Below are 16,351 nucleotides of genomic sequence, written 5' to 3'. Positions count from 1 at the left end.
TCCGTTAAGATCTTCGCTCGCCTTGAATAGGCATGCCGCGCTGCAAAGCAATCGGAGGGCGTGGATCCGTGAACGTCTGTTCATGTCGCTCATGAATGCCTATTCAGAAAAGGCCGTTTCTTCAGGGACGTCGCCCGGCCTGGAACCGTCACCGCGCTTACTCGTTGTGAGGGCGGGGGCGATCGAGGAGAAGACGCCATGAATACGAAGCTTCTTTCGTGCGCCGCCCTGGCGGCGCTGATCGCCATGCCGATCGCCGCTCAGGCCCAGTCCTCCGGCGGCGCAGCCGCAGGCGCGACTGCGGGCGCGGTGGGCGGAGCCGTCGTCGGCGGCCCGGTCGGAGCCGTCGTGGGCGGGGCCACGGGCGCCATCGTCGGCGGGCTCGCCGGCCCGGACGAGACCCGGTTCAAGGAATATGTCGTGAAGGAGCACCATCCTTCCGTGCGCGTCCAGGAGAAGGTCGTCGTCGGCGAGAGCCTGCCGCGGAACGTGCAGATCTACGAGGTTCCGGCGAGCGCCGGCGTGAAGACCACCTACCGCTACTCGGTGGTCAATGACCGCACCGTGCTGGTCGACCCGCAGACCCGCCGCATCGTCCAGGTCATCGACTGATCCGGACTGAAGCTTCAAGCCGGCGCGGCGCCAAGGGCGCCGCGCCTGTCCCGCAACCGCGGACGGTGACGGCCTGCCGGGATCGCCGGGCCAGAGCCTCCCGTCCCTCAGAACGGAGTATGCAATGAAAATCGCCAGTCTCGGCCTCGCCCTCGCGCTGATCAGCACGACGGCGTTGGCGCAAACCAGCCCCTCCGCCGGCTCGGCCGGATCCAATACGTCCGGCGGTTCGTCCATGAGCGCGGGGTCCGATTCGGGCTCCAGCCTGCAGCGCCAGAAAGCCGGCGGCCAGAGCCGCGGCGAGCGGGGCGCGACGGCCCAGAGCGCCAAGTCGGAGTCGTCCGGGGCTGCGGCCACGTCGCGCTCGGAGACGACCGGAGGCTCGGCCCGCGCGGAGCGCTCCAGCACGCGCGTCGAAGGACGCACGACGGTCGGCTCACGGACCCGCGAGGACAGCGGGGTCTCGATCCGGACGCGCAGCCGCATCTCGGAGGGACCCAGCGTCTCCGTCCGGCATCGCTCCGTCACGCGCTACGAGGATGAGCCGAGCACGACCGTGGTGCGGCGCAAGAAGGTCGTCCACCGCATTCACGAGCCGTCCCGCAAGGTCGTGATCCACAGCAAGCATCGGCGCCACTATGTCGAGGAGCCGTCGATCACCATCAAGCGCAAGCGGCACATCGTCCGCAGCTACGAGGACGAGCCGTCCGTGTCGGTGACGCGCCGCAGCCGGACCGTGCATCGCTATGACAGCGAGCCGTCGGCCAGCGTCTCTGTGCGCAGCAGCCGGGTGCAGCGGGGCGAGGCCCGCTTCTCGGCGGAGCGCAGCACGACCCGCGGCGAGGCCTCGGCCACGCGCGAGCGCTCGCGCAACGTCGAGACCGGATCGGTCCGCCAGCAGGGCGGCGCGTCCGTGAACTCCCGGTCGTCGACCTCCGGCTCCATATCCGGGACGAGCGGCAAGGCGAGCGGTTCCATGGGCATGCAGGGCTCGGGCGGGTCGCAGAGCATGAAGCCGCAAGGCTCCGGCTCGACGGCGCAGTGACACTCGGACGTTGAATGCGGCGGCCGGGTCGATCCCGGCCGCTTTCGCATGTGGTTTCACGCGGATCGATCCCCGCCATCACGGGTTTTCATTTGTCGTGACAGGCGCCGGCGGCGATGTTCAGGGTATGAACATCCTATCCATCCAGTCCCATGTCGCCTATGGCCATGTGGGCAACGCCTCGGCCGTCTTCCCCATGCAGCGGCTGGGTTGCGACGTGTGGCCGATCCACACGGTGCAGTTCTCGAACCACACCGGATACGGCCACTGGACGGGCCGGGTCTTCGACGGCCCGATGATCGAGGAGATCGTCGACGGCATCGCCCAGCGGGGCGTGCTCGGCTCATGCGACGGCGTGCTGTCCGGCTATATGGGTTCGGCGGACATCGGCCACGCCATCCTGTCCGCCGTGGCGCGGGTGAGGCAGGCGAACCCGCAGGCGACCTATTGCTGCGACCCGGTGATCGGCGATGTGGGCCGAGGCGTCTTCGTGCGTCCCGGGATCCCGGAGTTCATGCGCGAGCAGGCGGTCCCGGCGGCCGACGTGATCACGCCCAACCAGTTCGAACTGGAGCTCCTGGCGGAGCGCCGCTGCGGGACCCTCGCGGAGGCGAAGGCCGCGCTGGAGGCGGCGCATCGCCTCGGCCCCAAGGTGGTGCTGGTGACTTCGCTCCTGTCGGAGGAGACGCCCGGGGACGCCATCGATCTCCTCGCCTCGGACGCGGAGGGAACGCACCGGGTGCGCACGCCTCGGCTCGGCGTCAGCGTCAATGGAGCGGGCGACGCGATTGCGGCGCTGTTCTACGTGCACTGGCTGAAAAGCCGATCGGCCGCGCATGCGCTGGGCGAGGCGGCGGCCTCCGTCTACGGCCTGCTCAAGCGGACCGAGGAGGCGGGTTCGCGCGAGATCCTGACCGTCGCGGCGCAGGACGAGTTCGTCTCGCCGACGCACCGCTTCCCGGTGGAGCGCGTTTGATCCCTGCACCCGGCGCTGCGCCCGCCAGCCTTGCCACCGCGTGCCCCGGGGTGGGATGAAGGGGCATGAAGCTTCGCGTCGCCACCTTCAACATCGAGAACCTTTCGTCGCGCTGGCGCTTCGCGGAGGCGCAGCGGGGCGACGTCACGGCGGCCATGTCGCTCGCCGAGTTCGCACGGCCGATCGAGCGCGAGACGGCCGAGCGCTCCGTCGGCCTCACGCTCGAGGACGACAAGCGCCAGATGACCGCGCTGGCGATCGCGGAGTCCCGGGCCGACCTGATCTGCCTCCAGGAAGTCGACAGCCTGCGCGTGCTGGAGGCGTTCTTCGCCAACTACGTCCACCGCATGTCGGACATCCGCTACGGCCACTTCAAGCTCGTGGAGGGAAACGACCGCCGCGGGATCGACGTGGCCTTCGCGGCGAGGCGCAGCCTGCTTGCGGCCGACCAGGTCAAGGTCACCTCCCATCGGGAGGCGACGTTCGGGGAGTTCGGCGTCTACGGGCCAGAGATCGCGGCCTTCGGCATCAGGGCGGACGACCGCGTGTTCAACCGGGACTGCCTGATGGTCGACCTCCAGGTGGACGGAGCGCCGCTGACGCTGTTCGTCTGCCATCTCAAGTCGATGAACAACGGCAAGGATGACGGCCGCGCGGCGACCATGCCGCTGCGCCGCGCCGAAGCCCAGGCCGTGCGCGCGCTGGTCCGCCGCCGCTTCGGCGAGCGCTGGCGCGAGGCGCACTGGATCGTGGCGGGGGATCTCAACGACTACCGCGAGATCATCGGCCCGGGCGGATCCGTGACCGCGCGCATTCCCTCGGGGCTGGACGGCCTCGTCGAGGGCTTCGGGGTCAATCCCGTCGCCGACCTGCCGGTCCATGAGCGTTGGACGCACTTCCACCGGGCCTGGTCGGAAACCGAGCAGCGGATCCGCGAAGAGCATGTCCAGCTCGACTACGTCCTGTTGTCTCCGGCGTTGGCGGCGCGCGGCGCGGCCGTTACCATCGTCCGCCGCGGCCTTCCCTACCGCACGCCGCTCGACCCGCGCGATCCGGACCGGTCCATCCCGTCGCTCGCCCTCAAGGGGGACCGCTATCCCCGTGTCGGTTGGGATCGGCCCAAGGCCAGCGACCATTGTCTGTTGGTCGTGGAGATCGATTTGCCCGCCCCTTCCTCGGCTCCCTGAACGGAGGTCGCCATGCGCCGTCGCTTCTTCACGCTGGATGTGTTCACCGAGATCGCGATGGCGGGCAATCCCCTCGCGGTGGTCCTCGACGCGCAAGGTCTCACCGACATGGCCATGCAGGGGATCGCCAGGGAGTTCAACCTGTCAGAAACCGTGTTCGTCCTGCCGCCGGAGGATCCCCGGCAGCGCGCGCGGCTGCGCATCTTCACGCCCGGCCGGGAGCTGCCTTTCGCCGGACATCCGACGGTGGGAACGGCGGTGCTGCTGGGCGGCCTGGACCATGGGGCGGGCCATGGCGTCCTGGGCTTCGGCCTGGAGGAGAAGGTCGGGCTCGTGCCCTGCGTCGTCGAGGTGAAGCACGAGGGCTGCGGGGAGGCGACCTTCACGCTGCCGCGCCTGCCTGAGGAAATCGGAGCGCCGGCGCCGGACCAGGCGGTCGCCGCGGCCTTGTCGCTCCAGGCGTCCGACATCGGCTTCGGCTCGCACCGCTGCTCGGTCTTCTCGGCCGGCAACGGCTTCACCTTCGCGCCGCTGGCCAGCCGGGAGGCGGTGGCGCGGGCCAAGCCCGATCTCACGCGGTGGGAGGAGGGGATGCGGCCAGCCGACCACCCCAACGCCTTCGTGTACACCCGGGAGACCACCCAAGCGGGGAGCGCCTACCACGCCCGCATGTTCGCGCCCGACATGGGCGTCATGGAGGATCCCGCGACGGGCTCCGCCGTGGCGGCCTTCGCGGGCGTCGTGATGCGGTTCGACCGGCCGGTGGACGGGGAGCATTCCATGGTGATCGAACAAGGCTACGAGATGGGCCGGCCCTCCCAGATCACGCTTGGGCTGTCGGTGGAAGGCGGCCGGCTGACGCGGGCGACGATCGGCGGCAGCGCCATCGTGATCTCCGAAGGAGCGCTGCGGCTGTGAATGCGCCGACGGGAGACCTTTGCGCCGCGCCGGTCATCGCCCGGGTCGCCGCCGTCGAGTGCCGGCTCGTGCAGCGCCCCTGGGCGTGGGCGGAGGGCGAGCGCGAACGCATCGACGCCCACTGGGCCGAGCTCGCAAGCCGCAATCCCGCGCTCTTCGACGGCCGCGTGCTGGTGCTGCATAGCGGGGGCGTCGAGGGCGACGTGTTCCGCGCCTCCTATCTGGAAACCGGCTTCTCGCGGTTCATCGCCTGGCGCGACTTCGGGTTTCCCGACCGGACCATCCGCAACGCCTTTGCGATGGCGGCTTTGCGCTCCTCCGACGGCGCCTATCTGCTGGGGGTGATGGGGCCGCATACCGCCAATTCCGGTAAGGTCTACTTCCCGGCCGGGACCCCTGACCTGAGCGACGTGGTGGGCGACGCCGTCGACCTCTCCGGCAGCGTCGCACGGGAGCTGGAGGAGGAGACCGGCCTCACCGCGGCCGATGTCGCCTTCGCGGATGACTGGTCCGTGGTCACGCATGGACAGCGGATCGCGCTCATGCGGCTGGTGCAGGCGCGGGAAGCGGCGGAGCCGCTGCGCCAGCGCATCCTGGCGGAGCTGTCGCGCCAGAAGGACCCGGAGTTGTCGGACATCCGCATCGTGCGCGGGACGGGCGACCTCGACGAAGCCGCCATGCCGCCCTTCGTCTGCGCCTATCTGCGACAGGCGCTGGGCGAGGCCTGAGCCGTCACCCCTGCGGGTAGCCGTGCCGGGCCTTGCTGGCTCGGATCAGGCCTTCGGCTTCGGCCTCCCGTCCTGCCGAGCAGGCCGCCGAAGCCTGGGCGATTTCGCCCTTGATCCGGTCGTAGACGGACTGGCTCGTGTGGCCGGAGTTCAGGTCGTTGTCCATGATGGCCGTGTAGCGGGCCACCGCGCCCGCGCATCCTGCGCCATCCGGCAGTCGGAAGCCCGGCGGCGAGACGCCGGCCGGGAGATTGGCGTAGGCCGACGCCGTCGGAGCGCTCGAGGCTGCCGGCCCCGGCGCCTGGGCGGCGTTGCAGGCCGACAGGGACGCGCAGAGAACGGCGGTGGCGAAGCGGCGGATCATCGCAGAGACTCCAGGTCGGAAGACCGTAGTGTCGAGAGTCGCGCCGACCCGTCAACCTGGAACATACCGGCGGTCCCTCCTGGAACCGCGGTCCTAGGCCTGCAGCCGGCACGCAAGGGCCCCGGAGAAGGCGGTGCGAATCGATCCGAGAATTGTTAGCCTCCTGCATGATTTTTATGGGGTACGGGCATGTTCCGAGCGCTCTACGTGAGCAGCCACGTTCTTCCGGTGCGAGAGGACGGGTCGGCTCAAGCCTTCAACGACATTTCGGTCGAGGCGATGCGCAACAACGCCATTTTCGGCGTGGACACATTCCTGCTATGCACGCCCCATTGGTTCTGCCAGCAGATCGAAGGTCCCGAAGGCGCAGTGCGCAGGATGCTTCACCGCATCGCCAAAGATCCCCGCCATTTCGACCTGCGGCTGATCGAGGCCCGCCCGGCGCCGCGGTTGCTTCGTGACGGCTGGCGATTTGCGATGGTCTACAAATCCATCGAGAATCGACTGGCGTTTCTGGAGCGGGGCTTCAGCCGCGCCATTGTTCCATATGACCGGTCAGCCGAAGATATCCTCGATCTCTTCGCCGCGATGAACGGGGTCCAGCCCTCGACGGTTCAAGCGGAGCCGGTCCTGGGCTTCGCTCAATAGCGGCGGCGACGTCGAACTGCGAGAAGGCCAGCTTGCCTAGAGCGGGCTGGATCGGTTATGAACGTGCGCTCGCGGCGTGTCGCTGCGATGAACGAGGACGCCGTGGCTCGATCCGCCACCTATCGCCGCCTGCAGACGGAGACCGCTTCGGTCCGTCCGACGGCTGCGCGCGCGTCGGCTTCGCTGCTCCTTTCCGGGCTTCTTCTCCTTAGCCGCCCCTGAGGGCCGGCCGGGCGCACGCGCCTTGGCGCTCAGGGGACAGCCGGAAGCCGAACACGAACGGCGCCCTGTTTCGCCCATGAGCGGCGGGCGCAAGCCACGAGAAGGAACACCCCATGACTGCGCCCCAGACCGCCGGCGACGCCACCCAGGATCGCGTCCTGATCTTCGACACCACTCTGCGCGACGGCGAGCAATCGCCCGGCGCCTCCATGACGCTGGAGGAGAAGCTGCAGGTGGCCGTGCTGCTCGACGACATGGGCGTCGACATCATCGAGGCGGGATTTCCGATCGCCTCGAACGGCGACTTCGAAGCCGTGAGCGAGATCGCCAAGCGCGTGAAGCGCGCCACTGTGGCGGGGCTCGCACGCGCCGGCCAGAAGGACGTCGACCGCGCCGGCGAGGCCGTGAAGCACGCCGTTAAGCCTCGGATCCACACCTTCATCTCCACCTCGCCTGTGCACATGAAGTACAAGCTCCAGATGGAGCCCGAGCGGGTCCTGGAGATGGTGACGGCGTCGGTCACCCGCGCCCGGAACTGGGTGGACGACGTCGAGTGGTCGGCCGAGGACGGCACGCGCACCGAGATCGACTTCCTCTGCCGCTGCGTGGAGGCCGCCATCCGGGCCGGCGCGACCACGATCAACATCCCCGACACGGTGGGCTACACCACGCCCGAGGAGTATGCGGCCCTGTTCCGGACCGTCCGCGCCCGCGTGCCGAACGCCGACAAGGCGGTCTTCTCGGTGCATTGCCACAATGACCTCGGCATGGCGGTGGCCAACACGCTGGCCGGCGTGCAGGGAGGGGCGCGGCAGATCGAGTGCACCATCAACGGCATCGGGGAGCGCGCCGGCAACGCGGCCCTGGAGGAGGTCGTGATGGCGCTGAAGACGCGCAGCGACGCCTATCCGTACGCCTGCGGCGTGGACAGCCGCATGCTCACCCGCGCCTCCAAGCTGGTCGCCGCGGTGACGTCGTTCCCGGTGCAGTACAACAAGGCCATCGTGGGCCGGAACGCCTTCGCGCATGAAAGCGGCATCCACCAGGACGGGATGCTCAAGAACACCGAGACCTACGAGATCATGACTCCCGAATCGGTGGGCGTGTCCAAGACGTCGCTGGTGATGGGCAAGCACTCCGGCCGCCACGCCTTCCGCGAGAAGCTGAAGGAGCTCGGCTACGACCTGGGCGAGAACGCGTTCGAGGACGCGTTCAAGCGCTTCAAGGACCTCGCCGACCGCAAGAAGCATGTCTATGACGAGGACCTGGAGGCGCTGGTCGACGACGAGATCCTGACCGCGCATGACCGCATCAAGGTCGTCGCCCTGACGGTGATCGCCGGCACCCAGGGCCCGCAGCTCGCGACCCTGACGCTGGACGTCGAGGGAACTCACAAGACCGTGCAGGCCAGCGGCAACGGCCCGGTCGACGCCTGCTTCAACGCCATCAAGGCGCTGGCGCCGCACGAGGCCCGGCTGGAGCTCTATCAGGTGCACGCGGTGACGGAAGGGACGGACGCCCAGGCCGAGGTATCCGTGCGCCTGTCGGAGGACGGCAAATCGGTCACCGCCAAGGCGGCGGATCCCGACACGCTGGTCGCTTCGGCGCGCGCCTATCTGGGCGCGCTCAACAAGCTGATGACGAAGCGGCTGCGCGGCAAGCCCGAGGCGCTCCAGGCGGGCTGAACGGGCCTTGGCGGGGCGGGGCGCCGTCGCGCTCCGCTCCCTTTTCGCAAGATCGAGCCCGGCCCGGTCCCGATCTTCACTAAAATGCGCCGAGGCGCTGGACACGCCCGGCGCCGTTTGCTAATCACCCCCTCGTCGCGGGGGCGAGGCCCTGTCGCTTCCTCTCCGGAAGCTTTCGTCCTCCCCGCCGGACCAGGCGATCGCCGGTTCGGATCAATCGCGAGACCTTGATGGGCGCTTAGCTCAGTTGGTAGAGCAGCTGACTCTTAATCAGCGGGTCGTAGGTTCGAGCCCTACAGCGCCCACCATCAAGGTCCCTTTCTCCGGGTTTGTTCTTCGCTCCTTCTTCACGGGCCGATCGTTAATCGAGCCGCCTGAGTGAATTCAGGCCGCCGCCAGACTTGATGTCTGACGGTATGATTGACATATGTCATTTCATTCTTGTTTGCCGTCTTGTGAACTCTCTGGATGCCTATGCACAAAATGTTCGTCCTCAGCATTCGCTGGGCCGCATCTCCCATCGATCCGCAGGCCATCGACGCGGCCTTGGGGCCCTACGAGGACTGGATCCGTCTGAATGGCCAGACATGGCTGGTGTGGTCGGACGCGTCTGCGGGGCGAATCGCAGAGTCGGTTCGGGAGAGTCTCCAGCCGGAGGAGTCGGTGCTCGTGTTCGGGGTGGACCCGTCTGACGCTGACGGTTGGGAGAGGACCTGGGTCTGGAACTGGATCGCCAGCAAACGCAAGGCAGGCGACGGGATGGACTTGAGACGCGTCCAGCAGGGCCAGGGCTGAGCGGCTCGCTGCGGCGGATCGTCAGGCGAAGAGCCCTACGGCCGCATAGGCTGCCGCGCTGATGGCGGCCGCCGCCGGCAGGGTCACCACCCAGGCCACGACGATGCTGCTCGCGACGTTCCAGCGGACGGCGGAAACCCGCCGGGCCGCTCCGACGCCCACGATAGCACCCGTGATGGTGTGCGTCGTCGAGACCGGGACGCCAAGCCAGGTCGCCAGGAACAGCGTGATGGCGCCGCCCGTCTCGGCGCAGAAGCCCTGCATGGGGGTCAGCCGGGTGATCTTCGACCCCATCGTGTGCACGATCCGCCAGCCGCCGAAGAGGGTGCCCAGCGCCATCGCGGACTGGCAGGACAGGACGACCCAGGTGGGGACGTGGAAGCCGCCCTGCATCATGCCCTGCGAGTAGAGCAGGACGGCGATGATGCCCATCGTCTTCTGGGCGTCGTTGCCGCCATGGCCCAGCGAATAGAACGAGGCCGAGACGAACTGGAGGGTTCGAAACGAGCTGTCCACCGCAAAGGGCGTGGCGCGTACAAAGACCCACGAGACGATCAGGACGAGCAAGAGCGCCAGCACGAAGCCGATGAGCGGCGACAGCACGATCGCGGCCGCCGTCTTGAGAAAGCCGCTCCACACGACCGCGCTCAGGCCGGCCTTCGCAATGCCGGAGCCCACCAGCCCGCCGATCAGCGCGTGGGAGCTGCTGGACGGAATTCCGAGCACCCAGGTGACGACGTTCCACACGATGGCGCCGGTCAGGGCGCCGAAGATCACGCGAGGCGTGACGATGTCGACGTCCACGATGCCCGTTCCGAGCGTCTGCGCGACGTGCAGCCCGAAGAACAGGAAGGCGATGAAGTTGAAGAAGGCGGCCCAGATCACCGCGTAGCGCGGCTTCAGCACGCGCGTCGACACGATGGTGGCGATCGAGTTGGCGGCGTCGTGAAGTCCGTTGAGGAAATCGAAGACGAGCGCGACTGCGATCAGCCCCACCAGGAGGGGGAAGGCGATTGTGGGGTCCATGGCGTTCCCGTCGGGTCAGACGTGCTCGATCACGATGCCGTTGATCTCGTTCGCCACGTCCTCGAAACGGTCGACCACGCGCTCGAGGTGCTTGTAGATCTCGGTCCCGACGATGAAGTCCATGGCGTTGCCGTCGCGGTGGCGGCGGAACAGGTCGCGAAGGCCCTGGTCGTGCAGGTCGTCGGACCGGCCCTCCAGAGCCGTGATCCGCTCGGCGAAGACGTTGATCTCCCCCGCATGGGTCCCGACATTGCGCAGCAGCGGCACGGCTTTGATGGTGAGGCGCGCGCAATCGGCGATGATGGCCGCCATCTCCTGCATGGGCGGATCGAAGACGCGCTGCTCATAGAGCGTGATCGCCTTGGCGGTCTGGTGCATCTGGTCGATGGCGTCGTCCATCGACTGGATCAGGTCCTTGATGTCGCCCCGGTCGAAGGGCGTGATGAAGGTCCGCCGCACCGCGAGCAGAACCTCGTGCGCCACCTCGTCGGCCGCGTGTTCGTGCCGGACGATCTCCTGGCACCAGTGCGGGACGGCGTCTCCGCCCTCCAGGAGCTTCTGCAGAGCTTCGGCTCCCGCCTCCAGCGTGCGCGAGTGCTGCTCGAACAGGTCGAAGAACCTGTCCTCGCGCGGCAGCATCGCCCTGAACCATTTGAGCATGTCGATCAGCCTCGGCCATTCGGATGGCCAGCTAGGCCAGCCCTGCGTCCGGCTGCAACAGAAATGTGACAGCGCGTCGGCCCAGGAGCCCCAAGGGGCCGTCAGGTTGCGCCAGAGCCGTGGGCCACCCTCTCGAAAAGATCCGGCGGTCCCATCTGGCCGCCCTTCAGGACGATGTCGAGGCCGTCGAGGCGAGGGTCATCGCTGCGCCCGCGGCAGAGCGAAACGCCGCTAGCGACCCGCGCCTCGTGCGACAGACCCCAGAGGTCGAGCTTGCGCACCGCGATGCTGGAGGTGTCGCCGCCCGCGATCGCCAGGCGGCCGATCGGCGCTTCGTCCACGACCAGGCGGAGGAGCTCCGCGGTGGCCTGCGCCACTTCGCCGGCGCGTTGAAGGGCGCCGTCCGGGCGGTCGGTCACCACCATGACGTTGCGGCCCTGCCGCAGGCGCTTCACGGCGTCGGCCCGCACGCTCTGCGCCAGCGCGGCGTCGTCGACGAGCCTCGACGCGTCGACGTCGATGCGCTCGAAGGATTCGGCGGCCTCGACCTGGGCGCGCGTGACGGGCGAAAGGCTGCCCACCATCAGGAAGACAGGACCGCCGCTCGCCGGCGCCGCGGCGCGGTCTGGCGGCGAGAGCGGTCCGTCGGGCCACGCCGCCGCGAGAGCCTGCGCGACGCTGCTGGCTCCGACGGCGAGGAGGCGGGTCCGCAGGGCGTGCGACCAGATCAGGCGGCCGATCACCGGCAGATCGTCGACCCGCGAGACATCCATCAGCACCGCGGGCGGGCCAGCTCGCAGCACATCCTCGAGCGCGCGCTCGGGGTCGCCCGCCTCATAGGCCCGATAGTCGAGCGAAGCCACGCCAGCGAGGCCCTGCTTGGCGAGATGGAGGCGCAGGTCGGCCTCGCCCATCGGCGTGACAGGGTGCGCCCTCATGGTGGGATGGCGGTCGATCCGCACGACCTCGCCCCCGGCGCCCACCGCCGCGAAGAGGGTGGCGAAGAGGCAGTAGCGGGCGAGGTTCGGCTGTCCGCCGACGATCGGGACGAAGGCGTTCGGCGTCACGGCGCGCAGCGTGGCGACGGCCGCTCCGATGCTGCCCACGTCCGGGGCGCTGTCGAAGGTGGAGCAGCATTTGTAGTGCAGCACCGAAACGCGGAGTTCGGCGAAGAAGCGCCCCACCGGGCCGAGTTCGGCCGCCATGGCGTCGGGCGCCATGGCGCGCGAGGCGCCGGCGACGCCGACCGCGTCCAGCCTGCCGGCCCTGGCGAGCCTTTCCGGCGTCGGGGAGCCCAGAAAAAGCAGGGCGCGAAGACCGTGCTCGGCCAGCGTCGACAGCGTGTCCGTGGCGCCAGTGAAATCGTCGCCGTACCAGCCCAGGCGCGGCGGGCGATGCAGGACGCCGCCCGTCATGGGGCGGGAGCCCCGAAGAAGGCGAGCGCCGCCGCGAGCTCCGGCATCCTCCCGGCGGCGGCCGGGAGCTCCTCGCCCGCTATCGCCGCCGCCCAGGCCTGCCGGATGCTGGCGACCCCCGCCGCGGGGCCTCCCGGATGGGCCATGACGCCGCCGCCGGCCATGAAGAGGAGGTCCGTCCCGCCCACGGCCTGAAAGGTCGCCGGGACGGTCCCGGCCCACTGGCCCGACGAGAAGGCGGGCAGAACAGGATCGTCGACGCCGTCCGCGAGAGGCGTGAGGCAGTCTTGCGCGGAGGCCACGACCTCCTGGTCGTCCTGGGCGAACTTGCCCTGCAGCCCGTGCACGTGCATGTGGTCGACGCCGGCGAGGCGCCACAGCGTCTGATAAGCCTGGAACGAGACGCCCAGCATGGCGTGGCGCGAGAACGCGCCATAGCCGTTGCGGTGCCCGTGCAGCGCGAGATCTGTGCTGCGGCGCAGGCTCTCGATGGCGGAGAACCCGCACCAGTTCAGGCTGGCCATCACGCATGAGCCTCCCTCGCGGGCCACGAGGTCGGCGTGGCGGCGCATCGCGTCCGTCTCGTCGGTGATGTTGAAGGCCACCATCACGCGCTTGCCCGTCCGGTCGGCGTGCCGGCGCACGGCGGCCATCACGGCGGGGATGCGGGTCGCGAGGGGCGCGTGGGCCGGATCGGCGCAGATCTCGTCGTCCTTGACGAAATCCAACCCGGCCTCGGCGAGCACGCCCACGAGCGCGGCGGTCTCCTCGGAGGACAGGCCGACATTCGGCTTGATGATGGAGCCGATCAGCGGCCCTTCCGCCACGCCGGCCAGCCTGCGGGTTCCGGCGACGCCCTGATCCGGCGTCGCGAACCGGCGCCGGTAGTCTCCGGGCAGGCGGATGCTGTCGAGTCTCAGCCCGGTCGTTTCACCAAGATCGAACAGATTGCCGGCGACGATGGACGCCAGGGTCGCCAGGTTGGCGCCGACATTGGCGGTGGGGAACGCGATGCGGACGCGGGCGCGTCGGTAGGGTCCGGACGCGCCGCGCCGCGCCAGCCAGGCGTTCGGCAGGCTGGGGACAGGCGCGGCCTCGAGTTCCTCGACGGCGATCACCTCTGCGGCGGCCCGCTCGCGCAAGGCGTCGGTCTCGCCATGAACGCGCGCGAAAGTCCCGCAGGACTGCTCGCCGGCCATGACCTGCGCGACCTTGACTGGGTCGAGCGGCGTCTCGATGAGGTAGGACGCTTCGAACCGTTCGCCCCTCATCGGATCAGAGCGCGCTGAGGTCGGGGAAGGGCCTGACCGGATCCTTGCCGTCCCACGTCTCGGAGGCCTCGCGGATGAGGCGGAACATCTCGCCCTTCGGGCCCGAGACTTCGGACAGCTCGATCACGGTGCCCGGATGGTAGTGGGTGTCGAAATAGACGAACCGCCCGCGCTCGCCGACTTCGCCGCTCATCACCGGCGTGAAGCCCTGGGCGGTCAGCCTCTCCATGTCGGCGTCGTAGTCCTGGGTCCAGTAGGCTACGTGCTGCAGGCCGCTATGGCCCGCCTGCGTGAAGTCCCGGTACATCGACGGAACGTCGTTGCGGCACTGGATCAATTCGACCTGCAATGGTCCGGAATTGGCCAGCGCGACCGAGTTGTGCGGCTCGTAGCTCTCGCCCCGATAGCGGTAGTTCCGGATCGGAACCTTGGGATTGTAGAAGAAGGGGCCGACGCCCAGCACCCGGCTCCAATAGTCCATCGCCGCCTCGATGTCGGGGACGATATAGCCGAGTTGACGGATCTGCCCAAAGAAGCGGCTCATGAGATGCTTTCTCGTGTTCGTGGATGTCGTCGGAGAAAGGCCGTTCAGGCGAGCTTGCCGACCGCGCCCTCCAGCAGCCCCCAGGCCTCGTCGCCGAAGCGGCCCTTCCACTCGCTGTAGAAACCGCCGTCGCGCAGCTTGGCGCGGAAGCTGTCCGGGTTCGTCTTGTTGAACGCCAAGCCCTTGGACTCCAGATCCTTCTGGACGGTGGCGTTCAGCGCCTTGATGTCCTCGCGCTGCTTCACGCCGGCCTCGTTGATGGCGTTGGAGACGATCGTCTGCAGGTCCGCCGGCAGGCTGCTCCAGGCGCGGCCATTGGCGATGAACCAGAATCCGTCCCAGATGTGGTTGCTCAGGGCGCAGTTCTTCTGCACCTCGTAGAGCTTCGCGACCTGGATGATGGGTAGCGGGTTCTCCTGCGCGTCGACGATCCGGGTCTGCAGCGCCGAGTAGACTTCGCTGAACTGCAGGCTAGCGGGAGCCGACGCCAGGGCCTTGAACATGGAGATGCTCAGCGGGCTGACCGGCACGCGGATCTTCAGGCCGTCCATGTCCTTGGCGGTCTCGATCGGCTTGCCGCTCGTGGTCATCTGCCGAAAGCCGTTGTCCCACATCTTCTCGAAGGCGAAGAGGTTCACCTTGGAGATCGCGGCCCTGACATGCGCGCCGACCTTGCCGTCCATCGCGGACCAGACCTGGTCATAATCGGCGAACGCGAAACCCACCGCGTTGATGGCGGCCACGGGGACCAGCGTCGCGATGACGAGAGCGGAAGGCGTGAAGAAGGTGATCGCGCCGTTGCGGACCTGGCTCAGCATGTCGGTGTCGCCGCCAAGCTGGTTGTTCGGGAAGATCTTGATGTCGACCCGGCCGTTCGTCTCGGACCTGATCCGGTCCGCCGCCTCCTGGGCGCGGACGTTGAGCGGATGGGTGAGCGGGAGGTTGTTGCCGTATTTCAACTCGAACTCGGCGGCCCTGGCGACCAGGGGCATGCCGACGACCGTCGCGGCTGCCGGCGCAGCGGCGAGAGCCCGGAGCACGGTTCGGCGGGTCAGGACGGTCATGGCTTCCTCCGTTGATGGTTTTTGATGTTTTGTTGTCTGTGCTTTCACGATAGGAAGGCTTCAGCCGAAGCGTCAAACGGCATTTCTGATGGAAATTGATGGACAACAGCAACCCGACCGCCACCCGTGAGGACCGCAAGCGGCTGCGGCTCATGTCCAGGATCACGGACGTGGCGCAGCGCGCGGGCGTGTCGACCGCGACCGTCGACCGGGTGTTGAACCGCAGACCCGGCGTGCGGGCCGGCACGGTACAGCGGGTGCTGAAAGCCGCCGCGGAGGTGGGCTATGACGTGAAGCCCGGCGGGCCGCCGCAAGGCGCGCTGGAGGCGATGCGCCTTGCCTTCCTGCTGCCGGCCGGGACCAACCGGTATCTGGGGATGCTCGGGCGCCTGATCGCCTCCTCGCAGGAGCGGCTCGCGTCGTCGAACATGCGGGCGCGAGTCGACTTCATCGAAAGCTTCAAGCCCGATCTCCTGGCGCAGCATCTGCGCCGCGCCGCCCGAGAGGTCGATGGGGTGGCGTTCATGGCGCTGGAGCACCCGGCGGTGCGCGAAGCCGTCAACGCGTTGGCCGAGCGCGGCGTCCCGGCCGTCACGCTGATCTCCGACATCGCCAACACCCGCAGGGTCGCCTATGTGGGCCTGGACAACCGGGCGGCGGGCCGGACCGCCGCCTACCTGATGGCGCGGTTCATCGGCGCCCGCTCGGCCAAGGTGGCGATGATCGCCGGAAGCCTGAGCTATCGCGCCCATGAGGAAAGGGAGATGGGCTTCCTGCATCTCTTCGAGGAGCTCTACCCTGCGATCCAGGTCGTGGGGCTGCGCGAAGGCCATGACGACGGCGCGAAGAACTACCGCCAGACCAAGATGCTGCTGGCCCAGCACCCGGATCTGGCCGGAGTTTACAATATCGGCGGCGGCGCAGACGGCATCGCCAGGGCCTTGTGCGAGGCGGGCCGCGAGCAGGAGGTGGTCTTCATCGGGCACGGCCTGACGCCGGACACGAGGGGCTTCCTCGTCGACGGCGTGATGGACGCGGTGATTACGCAGAACCCGCAGGACGCCCTGTTGGACTGCGTCACGATCTTCGGGAACCTGCGCGCCGGGCGGGACCCTCTCGACGGCGTCGAGCGGCCGAGGAGCGAGATCGTGCTGCGCGAGAACCTGCCCTAGCCGAGGCTCGCGCTTTGGG

Annotated in this window: 17 protein-coding genes and 1 tRNA gene; 11 read left to right on the top strand and 7 right to left on the bottom strand. The window is 68.5% G+C overall.

The annotated features are described in order from the left end of the window. The first annotated feature begins 198 nt into the window (after positions 1-198). From ABEG18_RS17190 to ABEG18_RS17165, 6 genes are all read left to right on the top strand, one after another. Positions 199-612: a DUF1236 domain-containing protein gene (locus tag ABEG18_RS17190; RefSeq protein ID WP_406854271.1), complete on the top strand. Its 414-nt coding sequence runs from the start codon at positions 199-201 to the stop codon at positions 610-612. A 124-nt stretch (positions 613-736) separates the two neighbouring features. Then, on the top strand, positions 737-1,657 hold the full coding sequence (locus ABEG18_RS17185; RefSeq protein ID WP_406854270.1) for a hypothetical protein: 921 nt from the start codon (positions 737-739) through the stop codon (positions 1,655-1,657). Between the two features lie 127 nt (positions 1,658-1,784). After that, positions 1,785-2,633, top strand: coding sequence for a pyridoxal kinase PdxY (gene pdxY / locus ABEG18_RS17180; protein ID WP_406854269.1), 849 nt, complete (start codon positions 1,785-1,787; stop codon positions 2,631-2,633). Between the two features lie 65 nt (positions 2,634-2,698). Continuing rightward, positions 2,699-3,820, top strand: coding sequence for an endonuclease/exonuclease/phosphatase family protein (locus tag ABEG18_RS17175; protein WP_406854268.1), 1,122 nt, complete (start codon positions 2,699-2,701; stop codon positions 3,818-3,820). 12 nt (positions 3,821-3,832) lie between these two features. After that, the gene (locus ABEG18_RS17170) at positions 3,833-4,738 is read left to right on the top strand and encodes a PhzF family phenazine biosynthesis protein (protein WP_406854267.1); all 906 of its coding nucleotides are present in this window, start codon (positions 3,833-3,835) and stop codon (positions 4,736-4,738) included. Further along, positions 4,735-5,466, top strand: a complete 732-nt coding sequence (locus tag ABEG18_RS17165) for an NUDIX hydrolase (RefSeq protein ID WP_406854266.1) — start codon at positions 4,735-4,737, stop codon at positions 5,464-5,466. Before ABEG18_RS17170 ends, ABEG18_RS17165 begins: the two co-directional genes overlap by 4 nt. Positions 5,467-5,470: 4 nt before the next feature. Here ABEG18_RS17165 and ABEG18_RS17160 read toward each other — a convergent pair whose 3' ends face one another. After that, a complete protein-coding gene (locus ABEG18_RS17160; protein WP_406854265.1) occupies positions 5,471-5,830 on the bottom strand; it encodes a hypothetical protein in 360 nt (119 codons plus the stop codon). Between the two features lie 207 nt (positions 5,831-6,037). On the opposite strand from ABEG18_RS17160, the gene ABEG18_RS17155 reads away from it, so the two are divergent. The 4 genes from ABEG18_RS17155 to ABEG18_RS17140 all read left to right on the top strand — a co-directional run bounded on the left by ABEG18_RS17155 (position 6,038) and on the right by ABEG18_RS17140 (position 9,180). Further along, the gene (locus tag ABEG18_RS17155; protein ID WP_406854264.1) at positions 6,038-6,478 is read left to right on the top strand and encodes a BLUF domain-containing protein; all 441 of its coding nucleotides are present in this window, start codon (positions 6,038-6,040) and stop codon (positions 6,476-6,478) included. A gap of 335 nt (positions 6,479-6,813) precedes the next feature. Then, positions 6,814-8,385 carry a 2-isopropylmalate synthase gene (locus ABEG18_RS17150; RefSeq protein ID WP_406854263.1) on the top strand — a complete coding sequence of 524 codons (1,572 nt, stop codon included), beginning with the start codon at positions 6,814-6,816 and terminating at the stop codon, positions 8,383-8,385. Positions 8,386-8,617: 232 nt separating this feature from the next. Continuing rightward, positions 8,618-8,693: transfer RNA gene (locus tag ABEG18_RS17145), tRNA-Lys, on the top strand. Between the two features lie 175 nt (positions 8,694-8,868). Next, entirely contained in the window at positions 8,869-9,180 is a 312-nt protein-coding gene (locus tag ABEG18_RS17140) for a hypothetical protein (protein ID WP_406854262.1), read from the top strand. Between the two features lie 21 nt (positions 9,181-9,201). Here the strand turns inward: ABEG18_RS17140 and ABEG18_RS17135 are convergent, their stop codons facing one another. The 6 genes from ABEG18_RS17135 to ABEG18_RS17110 form a co-directional block, all read right to left on the bottom strand. Next, a complete protein-coding gene (locus ABEG18_RS17135) occupies positions 9,202-10,206 on the bottom strand; it encodes an anion permease (protein ID WP_406854261.1) in 1,005 nt (334 codons plus the stop codon). 15 nt (positions 10,207-10,221) lie between these two features. Then, entirely contained in the window at positions 10,222-10,866 is a 645-nt protein-coding gene (locus ABEG18_RS17130; protein ID WP_406854260.1) for a DUF47 domain-containing protein, read from the bottom strand. A 101-nt stretch (positions 10,867-10,967) separates the two neighbouring features. After that, positions 10,968-12,281, bottom strand: a complete 1,314-nt coding sequence (locus ABEG18_RS17125; protein WP_406854259.1) for a four-carbon acid sugar kinase family protein — start codon at positions 12,279-12,281, stop codon at positions 10,968-10,970. Then, positions 12,278-13,552, bottom strand: a complete 1,275-nt coding sequence (locus ABEG18_RS17120) for a ribulose-bisphosphate carboxylase large subunit family protein (RefSeq protein WP_406854258.1) — start codon at positions 13,550-13,552, stop codon at positions 12,278-12,280. Before ABEG18_RS17120 ends, ABEG18_RS17125 begins: the two co-directional genes overlap by 4 nt. A 4-nt stretch (positions 13,553-13,556) precedes the next feature. Beyond that, entirely contained in the window at positions 13,557-14,096 is a 540-nt protein-coding gene (locus ABEG18_RS17115) for a VOC family protein (protein ID WP_406854257.1), read from the bottom strand. A 44-nt stretch (positions 14,097-14,140) separates the two neighbouring features. Further along, complete coding sequence (locus ABEG18_RS17110; protein WP_406854256.1) at positions 14,141-15,160, bottom strand: TRAP transporter substrate-binding protein; 1,020 nt, start codon at positions 15,158-15,160, stop codon at positions 14,141-14,143. Positions 15,161-15,258: 98 nt separating this feature from the next. On the opposite strand from ABEG18_RS17110, the gene ABEG18_RS17105 reads away from it, so the two are divergent. Then, a complete protein-coding gene (locus ABEG18_RS17105) occupies positions 15,259-16,332 on the top strand; it encodes a LacI family DNA-binding transcriptional regulator (protein ID WP_406854255.1) in 1,074 nt (357 codons plus the stop codon). Positions 16,333-16,351 lie beyond the last annotated feature (19 nt).

Source organism: Alsobacter sp. KACC 23698 (genome assembly GCF_045348435.1).
Classification (GTDB): Bacteria; Pseudomonadota; Alphaproteobacteria; order Rhizobiales; family Beijerinckiaceae; genus Alsobacter.
The sequence above is the reverse complement of the archived record's forward strand: the minus strand, read 5'-3'. Positions and strand labels throughout refer to the sequence as shown.

Bases quoted from the DNA above. Each gene is read 5' to 3' on its own strand.
- ABEG18_RS17190 (WP_406854271.1), top strand. From the start codon at position 199: ATGAATACGAAGCTTCTTTCGTGCGCCGCCCTGGCGGCGCTGATCGCC.
- ABEG18_RS17185 (WP_406854270.1), top strand. From the start codon at position 737: ATGAAAATCGCCAGTCTCGGCCTCGCCCTCGCGCTGATCAGCACGACG.
- pdxY (WP_406854269.1), top strand. From the start codon at position 1,785: ATGAACATCCTATCCATCCAGTCCCATGTCGCCTATGGCCATGTGGGC.
- ABEG18_RS17175 (WP_406854268.1), top strand. From the start codon at position 2,699: ATGAAGCTTCGCGTCGCCACCTTCAACATCGAGAACCTTTCGTCGCGC.
- ABEG18_RS17170 (WP_406854267.1), top strand. From the start codon at position 3,833: ATGCGCCGTCGCTTCTTCACGCTGGATGTGTTCACCGAGATCGCGATG.
- ABEG18_RS17160 (WP_406854265.1), bottom strand. From the start codon at position 5,830: ATGATCCGCCGCTTCGCCACCGCCGTTCTCTGCGCGTCCCTGTCGGCC.
- ABEG18_RS17150 (WP_406854263.1), top strand. From the start codon at position 6,814: ATGACTGCGCCCCAGACCGCCGGCGACGCCACCCAGGATCGCGTCCTG.
- ABEG18_RS17140 (WP_406854262.1), top strand. From the start codon at position 8,869: ATGTTCGTCCTCAGCATTCGCTGGGCCGCATCTCCCATCGATCCGCAG.
- ABEG18_RS17135 (WP_406854261.1), bottom strand. From the start codon at position 10,206: ATGGACCCCACAATCGCCTTCCCCCTCCTGGTGGGGCTGATCGCAGTC.
- ABEG18_RS17130 (WP_406854260.1), bottom strand. From the start codon at position 10,866: ATGCTCAAATGGTTCAGGGCGATGCTGCCGCGCGAGGACAGGTTCTTC.
- ABEG18_RS17125 (WP_406854259.1), bottom strand. From the start codon at position 12,281: ATGACGGGCGGCGTCCTGCATCGCCCGCCGCGCCTGGGCTGGTACGGC.
- ABEG18_RS17120 (WP_406854258.1), bottom strand. From the start codon at position 13,552: ATGAGGGGCGAACGGTTCGAAGCGTCCTACCTCATCGAGACGCCGCTC.
- ABEG18_RS17115 (WP_406854257.1), bottom strand. From the start codon at position 14,096: ATGAGCCGCTTCTTTGGGCAGATCCGTCAACTCGGCTATATCGTCCCC.
- ABEG18_RS17110 (WP_406854256.1), bottom strand. From the start codon at position 15,160: ATGACCGTCCTGACCCGCCGAACCGTGCTCCGGGCTCTCGCCGCTGCG.
- ABEG18_RS17105 (WP_406854255.1), top strand. From the start codon at position 15,259: ATGGACAACAGCAACCCGACCGCCACCCGTGAGGACCGCAAGCGGCTG.